The sequence below is a fragment of the Aliivibrio sp. 1S128 genome, from assembly GCF_001691065.1.
Taxonomy (GTDB): domain Bacteria; phylum Pseudomonadota; class Gammaproteobacteria; order Enterobacterales; family Vibrionaceae; genus Aliivibrio.
Genome location: NZ_MAJV01000058.1, coordinates 57,019 through 70,065 on the forward strand (window position 1 = coordinate 57,019; position 13,047 = coordinate 70,065).

At 37.8% G+C, this 13,047-nt stretch carries 7 protein-coding genes; all 7 read left to right on the forward strand.

The annotated features are described in order from the left end of the window. The first annotated feature begins 104 nt into the window (after positions 1 to 104). The 7 genes from proQ to pyrD all read left to right on the forward strand — a co-directional run bounded on the left by proQ (position 105) and on the right by pyrD (position 12,928). Positions 105 to 734, forward strand: coding sequence for an RNA chaperone ProQ (proQ, locus tag A6E03_RS07970; RefSeq protein ID WP_065591105.1), 630 nt, complete (start codon positions 105 to 107; stop codon positions 732 to 734). A 17-nt stretch (positions 735 to 751) separates the two neighbouring features. Further along, positions 752 to 2,773, forward strand: a complete 2,022-nt coding sequence (gene prc, locus A6E03_RS07975; protein WP_065591106.1) for a carboxy terminal-processing peptidase — start codon at positions 752 to 754, stop codon at positions 2,771 to 2,773. 139 nt (positions 2,774 to 2,912) lie between these two features. Beyond that, positions 2,913 to 3,578 carry a hypothetical protein gene (locus A6E03_RS07980; protein ID WP_065591107.1) on the forward strand — a complete coding sequence of 222 codons (666 nt, stop codon included), beginning with the start codon at positions 2,913 to 2,915 and terminating at the stop codon, positions 3,576 to 3,578. A 148-nt stretch (positions 3,579 to 3,726) separates the two neighbouring features. Beyond that, entirely contained in the window at positions 3,727 to 6,330 is a 2,604-nt protein-coding gene (pepN, locus tag A6E03_RS07985; RefSeq protein ID WP_065600578.1) for an aminopeptidase N, read from the forward strand. A 107-nt stretch (positions 6,331 to 6,437) separates the two neighbouring features. Beyond that, positions 6,438 to 6,662 carry a DUF2835 domain-containing protein gene (locus tag A6E03_RS07990; RefSeq protein ID WP_065591109.1) on the forward strand — a complete coding sequence of 75 codons (225 nt, stop codon included), beginning with the start codon at positions 6,438 to 6,440 and terminating at the stop codon, positions 6,660 to 6,662. Positions 6,663 to 6,820: 158 nt separating this feature from the next. Further along, on the forward strand, positions 6,821 to 11,653 hold the full coding sequence (locus A6E03_RS07995; protein WP_065600579.1) for an NAD-glutamate dehydrogenase: 4,833 nt from the start codon (positions 6,821 to 6,823) through the stop codon (positions 11,651 to 11,653). A gap of 264 nt (positions 11,654 to 11,917) precedes the next feature. Continuing rightward, positions 11,918 to 12,928, forward strand: a complete 1,011-nt coding sequence (pyrD, locus tag A6E03_RS08000) for a quinone-dependent dihydroorotate dehydrogenase (RefSeq protein ID WP_065591111.1) — start codon at positions 11,918 to 11,920, stop codon at positions 12,926 to 12,928. The last annotated feature ends 119 nt before the right edge of the window (positions 12,929 to 13,047 follow it).

Genomic DNA, 13,047 nt, shown 5'->3' on the forward strand with positions numbered 1-13,047 from the left:
TTTCCTTCAGTAGTGGTTTTTCACGCTTAAGTATCTATAATAGCGGAATATCTTTACTAGAAATACACCTAAATACGGGATAAACCGTACTATCAGGAAACTACATGGAAAACTCTGAAAAATTAGCGAACAGCAAAGAAGTAATTGCATACATTGCTGAACGCTTCCCGAAATGCTTTATCTTAGAAGGCGAAGCTCAACCTCTTAAAATTGGTATCTTCCAAGACTTATCTGAGCGTTTAAGTGATGATCCTAAAGTAAGTAAAACTCAGCTACGTGCTGGTTTACGTCAATACACCTCTTCTTGGCGTTACCTACACGGTGTTAAGCCGGGCGCATCTCGTGTTGATTTAGATGGTAACCCTTGTGGTGAACTAGAAGAAGAGCACATTGAACACGCTAAAGCTACTCTTGAAGAAAGCAAAGCAAAAGTAGCGGCTCGTCGTAAAGAGCAAGCTAAAAAAGTAAGAGAAGAAGCAAAAGCTAAGAAAACAGCTCGTGCTGCTACTCCACCTAAGCGTCGTCCTCAACCAGTTGCTGCTAAAAAAGTAGAACAACCAGTTGAAACTCGTGCTCTAAACGCAGAAGAAATTACAGTTGGTAACAACGTAAGCGTTAACATGGGTAAAGGTAATATGCCTGCGACAATCGTTGAAATTAACAAGGATGATGTACGAATTCGCTTATCAAATGGCCTACAAATGGTTGTTAAAGCGGAGAATCTTCGTTCATAAAGGAGCACTCCCGACGCATGAATTGTCGATTTAGAGTCTCGCTGATTGCTGCTGGCGTAATGCTAGCAGCGTCTGCACACGCACTTGAAGCTAAGGTTCTCGAAGCCAAGTATTCAGAAACGGACTTACCTGTATTAACCGCAGAAACGCAGCATGCAACTGCAAGTAAGCGTGTTACTTCTCGTTTTACACGTTCTCATTACAAGCATTTCTCATTAGATGATGACTTTTCAGTTGCCATTTACGAGCGATATTTAGACATGCTTGATTACAATCGTAATATATTTACTCAAGCTGACCTTACTTCATTCGCCCCATTATCTACTAAGTTAGATGACCAATTAAAAGTCGGTGATTCTCAAGCCGCTTTTGATATCTATAACTTATCACTCAAACGTCGTTTTGAACGTTATGTTTATGCGCTATCTCTTTTAGATAAAGAGTTTGATTATACGGTTGATGAGTCTCTTGAACTTGATCGCTCTGAAGCGGCTTGGCCAAAAGATGAAGCTGAATTAAATGAACTGTGGCGTAAACGTGTTAAATATGATGCGCTGAACTTGTCTATGACAGGTAAAGATTGGCCTGAAATCCAAGAGATGTTAGGCAAGCGTTATAATAATGCGCTTAAGCGTTTAACTCAAAGTCACAATGAAGATGCGTTCCAACTTTACATTAATGCATTTGCACGTGAAGTGGATCCTCATACCAGTTATCTATCTCCTCGTAATGCTGAACAATTCCAGTCTGAAATGAATCTTTCATTAGAAGGCATTGGCGCAGTATTACAAGCAACGGATGATTATACGGTTATTCGTTCTTTAGTCGCGGGTGGACCAGCATTAACGAGTAAACAACTTTCTGAAGGAGACCGAATTATCGGTGTCGGGCAAGAAGGTGAAAAAATCGTTGATGTGATTGGATGGCGTTTAGATGACGTTGTTCAGCTTATCAAAGGACCAAAAGGGACAAAAGTGAAGCTTGATATCTTACCAGAAGGTAATGATTCAAAAAGTCACACTGTCACAATTATTCGAGATAAGATCCGTCTAGAAGATAGAGCAGTTAAATCTGAAGTCATCGAGCAAAACGGCAAGAAAGTAGGTGTGTTAGAAGTACCTAGTTTTTATGTTGGTCTAGCTGAAGACACGAAAAAACAGATTGATGAACTCAAAAAGCAAGATATTACCGGCATCATTGTTGATTTACGCAATAATGGTGGTGGTGCATTAACTGAAGCAACCGCGTTATCAGGATTATTTATTACTGCTGGCCCAGTTGTTCAAGTTCGTGATAGCTACGGACGAGTTAATGTTAATGCGGATACTGATGGTGAAATTTCATATACCGGTCCAATGACGGTATTAGTGAATCGCTACAGTGCATCTGCGTCTGAGATTTTTGCTGCAGCAATGCAAGATTATGGCCGTGCCGTTATCTTAGGTGAAAACTCATTCGGTAAAGGAACGGTTCAACAACATAGATCATTAAATCATATTTATGATCTGTTTGATAAACCACTTGGCCATGTTCAATATACGATTCAAAAGTTCTATCGAATCAATGGTGGTAGTACGCAAAACTTAGGTGTTGTTCCTGATATTGCGTTCCCAACAGCGATTGATCCTAAAGAAACTGGCGAAAGTGTTGAAGATAATGCGCTTCCTTGGGATAGCATTAAAGCGGCAACTTATGATCAAACTAATCAGATCGTAAATACAATTGAACCATTAGCGAAAAAACATATTGAACGAATTAAAACGGATGAAGAATTCGGATTTATTCAAGAAGATATTGCTCGCTATAAAGCAGATAAAGACATTACCTCGATTTCATTGAATAAGAAAGTTCGTGAGAAAGAAAGTGATGAAGCTGATGTTCGTCGTCTTACGCGAGTGAACGAGAGACAAAAACTTCTTAAAGAAGAAGAATTTAAAACTCTTGATGATATCCCGAAAGATTATGAAGTTCCGGATGCTTATTTAGATGAAGCGGTTTCGATTACGATTGATTTAGCATTAATGAATCAAAAAAGTTAATAGAGTTATAGCTCCTAAAAAGCAGAAGTCATTTGGCTTCTGTTTTTTTATGCCTAAAAAACAGAAAATTAGTTAAATTTCATCTAGGCTTAAGATATGAGAGTAAATACATATTCTCTATCTTATTTGGAGTCTTGTTATGAAGTTGATGACCTTATTTATATTACTCTTCTTTATGAGTCCATTTGTATCTAATGCAAAGGTTGAGATTGATAATAAATCACTGACTTATTTTGAAAATCCATTTCTTATTGGTGATTGGTATTTTTTTAAACCAGATCACGTCGATAATGATTATGATGTTCTTCATATAGCACTAAGTTCAGAAAATGAATTCAAAATAGAAATGATCGAGATTGCCACTAATACGGCGGAGACATGGCAAGGAACATTTAATATTTCTCAAGACAGTATTCGCTTTGAGGGAAAAGGAGAAGAGTCTCAAGTTTATAACTATAAAGTCAGTCATAATCGTCTTTATTTAAATGGGGTGGAATTTTTTAAAGTCGTTCCAGATCAAATGGTCGGTTCATGGAATTCAAAACTTGTATCAGGTGAAGACATTATGGTAAGTAATGTTCAATCGTTAAATTTGAAACTACGTCCTGATTTTGTTTTTTTACTTGAGGTTATTTCAGAAACAGGAAAAAAGAATCAACAGGTTGGTTATTATTATTTTGAAAATAACGATCTTGTTTTATTGTATGAAGAAGGGGAACAGGAATCGACGTTTATAATTAAAGAAGATGTATTTGAGTTAAAGAATGATCAGTTTGGAATGTACGCCTTATTACAAAGAGAATAGTGTGACTCTAAGGATAGAAATATGAGTCTATACCACTTTTAGTTAACATTTTTATTAGATCTTATGCGAAAATAGTTGGGTTAATTAGTTACTGTCACTAGATATCTATTTGTATTCATTTTAGTGATAGACATCATAAGGATATATTATGAGCCAACAACCTCAGGCTAAATTTCGCAGTGATTACCAATCTCCAGAATTTACCATCTCAGACATTGATTTAGTTTTTGATCTTGATGATACAAAAACATTTATATCAGCGACCTCAAAAGTACAGCAACTAAAAAAATCAACGGACTTGCTTCTTGAAGGCGAAGGAATGACATTAGTGTCATTAAAAATTAATGATGTTGATCATAGTGACTATACGAAAACAGACACACAGTTAACCATTCATAATGTGAGTGGTGATTTTACGTTAACGATTGTGACGGAAGTGAATCCACAAGAAAATACAGCACTTGAAGGTTTATATAAATCAGGTGATGGTTTTTGTACACAGTGTGAAGCGGAAGGTTTCCGTCGTATCACTTATTATTTAGACCGCCCAGACGTATTAGCGCGTTTTACGACAAAAGTAATAGCAGATAAAAAAGCGTACCCGCATTTATTAAGTAATGGTAACCGTGTTAGCCATGGTGATCTTGATGGGGATAAACACTTTGTTCATTGGCAAGACCCATTTCCAAAACCTGCGTATCTTTTTGCCTTAGTCGCGGGTAATTTTGATGTATTAACTGATACTTATACAACCAAATCAGGTCGTGATGTTGCCCTTGAAATCTATGTTGATCAAGGAAATTTAGATCGTACACCTCATGCAATGACATCTCTAATCAATTCGATGAAGTGGGATGAAGATCGTTTTGACCTTGAATATGATCTTGATATTTATATGATAGTAGCTGTTGATTTCTTTAATATGGGTGCAATGGAAAATAAAGGCTTAAATGTCTTTAACTCTAAGTTTGTATTAGCAAAACAAGAGACGGCAACCGATACTGATTATTTAGGTATTGAAGCGGTAATTGGTCATGAGTATTTCCACAACTGGACTGGTAACCGTGTTACTTGTCGCGATTGGTTTCAATTAAGCTTAAAAGAGGGCTTAACGGTTTTTCGTGATCAAGAATTCTCATCGGATTTAGGTTCTCGTTCTGTTAACCGAATTAATAATGTTCGCATTATGCGTGGCCCGCAATTTTCTGAAGATGCGAGTCCAATGGCACATCCCATTCGTCCAGAAAAAGTAATAGAAATGAATAACTTCTATACGCTGACTGTATACGAAAAGGGGAGTGAAGTAATTCGTATGATGCATACTTTATTGGGCGAAGTAAATTTCCAAAAAGGGATGAAGCTTTATTTTGAACGTCATGATGGTACGGCTGCAACCTGCGAAGATTTTGTATTAGCAATGGAAAATGCGTCTGGAATTGATTTAACTCAGTTCCGTCTTTGGTACAGTCAATCGGGTACGCCCGTTTTATCTGTTACTTCTGAATACGATGAAGCAAAACAAGAATATGCGCTAACAGTGAAACAGCATACACCAGCAACAGAAGATCAAACTGAAAAGTTAGCATTGCATATTCCATTAGATATTGAGCTTTATGCACGAGATGGGGCAGTGATACCGTTACGCTGTAACAATAAAAGTATTGATAATGTATTGAATGTAGTTGAAGAACAACAAACGTTTGTCTTCCAAGAGGTTTCTGAAAAACCAGTCGTTTCTTTACTTCGTGAATTTTCAGCGCCAGTTAAATTAAATTACGCTTACAGTGATGAAGAATTAATTTTCTTAATGGTTCATGCTAAAAATGATTTTGCTCGTTGGGATGCAGGGCAAATGCTACTTGCAAATTATATTCGAGCGAACATTATTCATGTTCAAAATAATGACTCATTGGTTCTGCCAGATCCGGTAGTTGATGCGTTCCGTGGTGTATTATTAAACCCAGAATTAGATCATGCTTTTATTGCTGAAATGCTTGTCTTGCCAAATCATAATGAGATAACAGGTTGGTTTGATACGGTTGATGTAAATGCGATTGATACTGCTCTTGGTTTTATTAAGCAAACATTAGCAAATGATCTTAAAGATGAGTTTTCTGCAACTTATCACAGCTTGAAACAAGACGCTTATTCTGTGGATCATAATGCAATTGGTAAACGATCTTTACGAAATTCTGCGTTAAGTTATTTAGCAAAAACAGACGTTGGTGAGTCATTAGTTGAAGCGCAATATAAGAGCTCATATAACATGACAGACACAATGGCAGCGATGGTTTCTGCTAATTCAGCAGAACTTTCGATTCGCGAAACATTGATGAATGACTTTAGTGAAAAATGGTCTCATGACGGCTTAGTTATGGATAAGTGGTTCATTTTACAGGGTTCAAACCCAAGTATTGAAGTATTATCTACAATTAAAGAGACGATGAATCACAAAGCATTTAGCTTAAAAAACCCGAATCGTATCCGTAGTTTGATTGGATCATTTGCAGCTAATAATGCGGTGAATTTTCATAATAAATCAGGTGAAGGCTATGCGTTCTTAGGCGATATATTACTTGATCTCAATGTGAGTAATCCACAAGTTGCTTCGCGTTTAATTGATCCATTATTGAAGTTTAAGAAATACGATAGTGATCGTCAGACGCTAATGAAAGAGCAATTACAGCGCTTGGCGGATCTAGATAACCTAGCTAAAGATCTGTTTGAAAAAGTAACAAAGGCACTGGCGTAATAGTGCGATCTTAATATGATCTAAGAATGAGATGGTCAGTATTTTATACTGGCCATTTTTTCTTTATACTTCGTTTTCTTATTACAGAATAAATATACTTATAGACCATGAATACGTTTTATTATTTTCGAGTTAATGTTAACTACCAATCCTTTCTAAGCCATTATTCTGGCACGGCCAGTACTGTATTGGTGATGACAGAACAAGGGTTAAAACTTCAGTTACCAGCATCACGTTTTCGAGCATTTTTAACCCAACTGGGAGTGAAAGGTCGCTTTCGTTTAACGGTTGACCAAAATAATCGTTTTGTAAATCTTGAGCAAGTAGGATAAACCTCTACTTTAATCACATTTCTAACTATAAAGACTCTAGCACGTAAAAAAGTCATAACGTTTCCGTCATATTATCCTTACAATATAAGGCGCATAAGCAGTTTCAACTGCTACACTATATAAATAATTCTAATCATAAGAAACGGAGCATTCGCTTTATGACGACGCGTGATCCTATCGTTCCAGTACTACTTGAGAAAGTGTACGCACTAATTGCTGAAAAGCTTGAAATGCCTCAACAATCCCTAGTAACGCAACTTGCTCAGCGTTTATTTGCCAATATTGATGATGATGATTTACAACAACGTAATGAATCAGATATGTATGGCGCAACTCTCAGTCTTTGGAACCATTTATCAGATGTTAATCTGTCTGATATTTCGGTTCGTGTCTTTAACCCCACATTAAGCCAAGATGGCTGGCAATCAACCCACAGTGTGGTTGAGATTGTAGCGCCAGACAGTCCCTTCCTGGTTGATTCCGTTAAAATGGCATTAACCCGTCTTGATATGACAAGTCATTTTATGCTGCACGGTCCACACTGTTTTACTCGTGATGAGAACGGTGAGATTATTTCGATCTGTAGTAGTGATGGTAAAATGCAACAAACTCTTTTTCATTTTGAAGTGGATCATTTAAATGATCTCTCTGAAATGAAAGCGCTTCAATCTGAATTACTCTTGGTTTTAGAAGATATTCATCGTGTGGTGAATGAATGGAAACCAATGTCAGATAAGCTGTCAGATGTGATTAAAGAGCTTCAGGATAACGATTCTCCGATTGCTAAAAAACAGGTGAATGAAGCCATTGAGTTTTTAACTTGGTTGCAAAATCATAACTTCACATTGATGGGTTATAAGAATTTTGATTTGGTTGCTATTGAAGGCGATCATGAGTTAACGCCAACCGCAGAGACTGGCTTAGGTTTATTTTCGTTAGATTCTCGTATCCATACGGCTAAATTATCTGATATGCCATCTTCTGCGCGGGCAGCAGCGAAAAAATCAGATTTGTTGATCTTAACAAAGTCGAATACAAAGTCTCGAATTCATCGCCCAGCTTATACCGATTACATTGGTATTAAACGATTGAATAAAGAAGGGAAAGTGATTGGTGAGCATCGCTTTACTGGTCTTTATACTTCAACTGCCTATAACCAAAGCGTATCTAACATTCCGCTTCTAAGTAATAAAGTCGAGCGTATTTTAGAATCAAGCCAATACATTAAAGGTTCGCATTCTTTTAAAGCATTAACCAATTTGTTTGAAACGTATCCACGCGATGAACTGTTTCAAGCGACGGAAGAAGAGATGCTTGAAGTGGGTGTTGGCGTAGTTAAAATGCAAGATCGTGATTTATTACGTCTATTTGTGCGTCGTGACCCATTTGGTCGTTTCTTCTCATGCATGGTGTATGTGACTAAAGAGCGTTATAACACTGAACTTCGTCGTCAAACTCAGCGTATTTTGAAGAACTACTTTGGTTCAGATCAAGAAGTTGAATTTACGACGTTCTTCTCTGAGAGTGCTTTAGCAAGAACTCATTATATTGTTCGTGTAGATAATAATAACGGCGACATTAATGTGAAAGATATTGAAAATAATCTAATGGAAGCGGCATCAACATGGGATGATCGCCTATGTGATGTGATCGTTGCCAATCTAGGTGAAAGCACAGGTACCGCGATTGCGAAGAAATACCAACGAGCTTTTCCTCGTTCATATAAAGAAGCGACACTTCCTGGGTCTGCGGTTGCAGATATCGAGCTTCTTGAGTTGTTGAGTGATGACAATAAGTTGGGGATGTTATTCTATCGTCCACAAGAAGAGAAAAAAGGCTCAGCGAACGTTAAGTTAAAACTATTTCATCGTGATGAGCCAATTCATTTATCTGATGTAATGCCTATGCTTGAAAATTTAGGATTACGAGTAATAGGTGAATCACCATATAGCGTTAAGAAAAGTGACGGTTCTGTTGATTGGATCTTAGATTTCTCTATGATTCATAACGGTTCGGAAGAAGTTGATTTACGCCAAGCTCGTTGCCGTTTCCAAGAAGCATTTGCTCAAATTTGGGGTGGACAATTAGAGAGTGATGGCTTTAACCGTTTAGTACTTGGTGCGGGATTGTCGGGTCGTGAAGTTACCATCTTACGTGCTTATGCTCGTTATATGCGTCAAGTGGGCTTTCCATTCAGCCAGCAATACATTGAAGATACCTTATCTACGCACACCAAACTGGCAGTATCCGTAGTTAATCTCTTTGAACTGCGATTTGATCCTGCGGCTGGTTGGTCTGAGAAGAAAGAGAAAAAACAACTAGACTCTATTTACGCAAGTTTAGATAAAGTAGAAAGCTTAGATGATGATCGTATCATTCGTCGTTATGTTGAGATGATTGTTGCCACGTTACGTACTAACTACTATCAAACCGGAGACGATGGACAACCAAAACCCTGGTTATCTTTGAAGCTGCAGCCATCGAATATCCCTGAAATTCCAGCACCCGTGCCAGTTTTTGAAATCTTTGTTTATGCGCCAGATATTGAAGGTGTGCATTTACGTGGTGGTAAAGTTGCCCGTGGTGGTTTGCGTTGGTCTGATCGCCAGGAAGATTTCCGTACCGAAGTTCTTGGACTAGTAAAAGCACAACAAGTTAAAAATACCGTTATTGTTCCAGTAGGCGCAAAGGGTGGATTTGTTTGTAAGAAGCAACATCATTTCACAACGCGGGATGATATTTTTGCTGAAGGTCAACGTTGTTATAAACAATTCATTCGTGCGTTATTGGATGTATCAGATAACATCATTGAAGGAGAGGTTATTCCACCACACAATGTGGTTCGCCATGATGATGATGACCCATATTTAGTTGTTGCAGCAGATAAAGGGACAGCAACGTTCTCTGATTTAGCTAACTCAGTATCTGAAGAGTACAACTTCTGGCTAGGTGATGCGTTTGCCTCTGGTGGCTCTAATGGTTATGACCATAAAGCCATGGGTATTACTGCAAAAGGGGCTTGGGAATCGGTTAAACGTCACTTCCGTGAAATGAATATTGATTGCCAAACGACGGATTTCACCGTTGCTGGTGTTGGTGATATGGCGGGTGATGTGTTTGGTAACGGTATGTTGCTATCTAAACATATTCGTCTTCAAGCCGCATTTAACCACATGCATATCTTTATTGATCCTAATCCAAATTCGGAACTGACTTGGCCTGAGCGTGCTCGTTTATTCGAATTACCTCGTTCAAGCTGGGAAGATTACAATAAAGATCTGATTTCGCAAGGTGGTGGTATATTCTCACGCCGAGCTAAATCGATAGATCTTTCTCCTGAAATTCAGAAGATGCTAGGGACTCGTAAACAATCATTAGCTCCGAATGATTTAATTCAGATGATCTTGAAGATGGATGTTGACCTGTTGTGGAACGGTGGTATTGGTACTTACGTTAAATCAAGTAAAGAAACCAGCGCAGATGTAGGTGATCGTGCTAATGATTCCTTACGTATCAATGGTTCAGAACTAAATGCGAAAGTAATTGGTGAGGGTGGTAACTTAGGTATGACTCAATTGGGTCGTATTGAATATGGGCTTAAAGGTGGCCGTGTTAATACCGATTTTGTTGATAATGTAGGTGGTGTTGACTGTTCTGATAACGAAGTAAACATTAAGATCTTACTTAATGGTTTGGTTGCCAATGGTGATCTTACCTATAAACAACGTAACGTATTATTACAAAAAATGGAAGATGACGTCGGTGAGATTGTTCTTGATGATGCTTATTGTCAGGCGGAATCGATCTCGGTGACAGAGCAACAAGGAACCTCATTAGTTAAAGAGCAGATCCGATTTATTCATCACTTAGAAAAACAAGGTCAGTTAGATCGTGCATTGGAATTTATTCCGGATGACGAAACATTGACTGAACGTGAGAAAATGGGGCAGGCATTAACTCGACCTGAGCTTTCGGTTCTTGTCGCTTACGGAAAAATGGTGCTTAAAGAGCAATTAGCGTGTGATGAAATAGCAAATAATCCATATCATGCTGATTTACTTACCACGTATTTCCCTAATGAGTTACAGCGTAACTATAAAGCAGCAATGGATAATCATCCCTTACGTTCTGAAATTATCGCGACTTGCCTAGCAAATCAGATGGTGAATGAAATGGGATGCAACTTTATCACTCGTATGCATGAAGAAACTGGTTACAGTGTCACTGATATTACTAATGCGTATTCTGCTACTCGAGCAATTTTTGAGTTCGGGGATTTATTTAAAGAAATTCGTAAACTAGATAATATTGCCACAACAGAAGCGCAATATGATGCGTTCTTCACGATGCGTAGAACGATTCGTCGAGTAGCGCGTTGGTTATTGCGTAATGGTTCACAAAAACTAACGATTCAAGAGTTGATAGCTAAATACAAACCAGCGGTTGATGATATTAAAGCGAATCTAGATAGCTACTTAGTGAAAGATGAAGTAGTGGAGCATATTGAACAAGCAAATCATTATTTAGAGCTAGGGGTACCCTGTGAATTAGGTAATGCATTAGCTCGTTTAAGCAGCTTATATTCAGCAATGGATATTTCAGTTGTTGCAGAAATAACGAATCAACCTGTATCGATATCTGCTCGTTTATACTATGTACTCGGGGACAAATTATCTCTTCATTGGTTCTTAAAACAAATTAATAACCAAAGTGTTGATAATCATTGGCAAGCATTAGCTCGAGCTTCTTTCCGTGAAGATTTAGATTGGCAACAACGTCAGTTAACTCAACTTGTTCTTGATGAGTATAAAGACAGTAGTTCAGTTGAAAGTGCGATTGAAGAGTGGTGTAAAAAGAATACGGCATCAGTAGGGCGTTGGGACAACATTCTCAATGAGTTTAAAGTAGGTTCGGTGCATGAATTTGCTAAATTCTCTGTAGCATTAAGAGAGCTAACTTTACTTAACTTAAGTTGTTCATCACACTCTTAAAATAACGAGTGGTAACGTTTAGCTAAACGTTTGCATAGAAAAAGGCAAAGTGATTGTTTATTCACTTTGCCTTTTTATTTACCCGACATTTTCCGCATTCACCTGTATTTATAATCTGTTTTATTGAATTGTTATTTGTTTTAATTATAGTATGGATTTAGATTGCAATAAATTATGACGAATAAAGTACGATTAAGTTTGAATTGTGAATAAAATCAGTGAATAATGACTCCCCGTTTATTCGGGACTTTTTTTGGAGCTACAATGTTATACCGCATCGCCAGAGCTGGCATTTTCAAACTTGATGCTGAAAAAGCACATGATTTAGCTATTCAAAATTTTAAACGCTTTACAGGCACTCCGCTTGATCTCTTCTATCGTCAAAAACTCGCTTCTAAACCTGTAGAAGTAATGGGTATCCAATTTAAAAATCCTCTTGGCCTTGCGGCTGGTCTTGATAAAAACGGCGAATGTATCGAAGCATTTGGCGCAATGGGTTTTGGTTTTATTGAAGTGGGTACAGTGACACCTCGTCCTCAAGCCGGTAATGATAGACCGCGCCTTTTCCGCCTAATTGAAGCTGAAGGGATAATCAATCGCATGGGGTTCAATAACCTTGGTGTTGATAATTTAGTTGAGAACGTAAAGAAAGCAAAATTTGATGGTGTTATTGGTATTAACATTGGCAAAAACAAAGACACGCCAATTGAAAAGGGCACAGAAGATTACCTAATTTGTATGGAAAAGGTATATCAATACGCAGGATATATCGCGATTAATATCTCATCACCAAACACTCCAGGGCTTCGCACTCTTCAATATGGCGAAGCATTAGATGATCTTCTTTCTCAATTAAAAGAGAAGCAAAAAGAATTAGCAGAGAAATACGGTAAGTATGTTCCTATTGCTCTAAAGATCGCTCCGGACTTAGACGATAATGAATTATCTCAAATTGCTGATTCTTTAATGAAATATAAAATTGATGGTGTGATAGCAACGAACACAACATTAGATCGCTCAATGGTTGAAGGCATGAAGCATGCGGAAGAGATGGGTGGCCTAAGTGGTCGTCCTATTCAAACTCGCAGTACTGAAGTCGTACGTCGTCTAAAAGAGCTACTTGGAGACTCGTTGCCAATCATTGGAGTCGGTGGTGTTGATTCTTATATCGCAGCAAAAGAGAAGATGATGGCTGGTGCAGATCTAGTTCAGGTCTACTCTGGTTTCATTTATAAAGGTCCAGCTTTAGTTAAAGATATTATTAATAATATTTAATTGTTATAAAAAGTAACGAAAGTTGCTTACAAACCATTCAAACGGAAGGGGAAATGAAAATTTCCCCTTTTTTTATTGCTAACCTCTTGTAAAATTAATGATTAATTGCACCAGTATTA

What these genes read in the sequence shown, in the direction of transcription:
- proQ (WP_065591105.1), top strand. Translation starts at nt 105, where the DNA reads ATGGAAAACTCTGAAAAATTAGCGAACAGCAAAGAAGTAATTGCATAC.
- prc (WP_065591106.1), top strand. Translation starts at nt 752, where the DNA reads ATGAATTGTCGATTTAGAGTCTCGCTGATTGCTGCTGGCGTAATGCTA.
- A6E03_RS07980 (WP_065591107.1), top strand. Translation starts at nt 2,913, where the DNA reads ATGAAGTTGATGACCTTATTTATATTACTCTTCTTTATGAGTCCATTT.
- pepN (WP_065600578.1), top strand. Translation starts at nt 3,727, where the DNA reads ATGAGCCAACAACCTCAGGCTAAATTTCGCAGTGATTACCAATCTCCA.
- A6E03_RS07990 (WP_065591109.1), top strand. Translation starts at nt 6,438, where the DNA reads ATGAATACGTTTTATTATTTTCGAGTTAATGTTAACTACCAATCCTTT.
- A6E03_RS07995 (WP_065600579.1), top strand. Translation starts at nt 6,821, where the DNA reads ATGACGACGCGTGATCCTATCGTTCCAGTACTACTTGAGAAAGTGTAC.
- pyrD (WP_065591111.1), top strand. Translation starts at nt 11,918, where the DNA reads ATGTTATACCGCATCGCCAGAGCTGGCATTTTCAAACTTGATGCTGAA.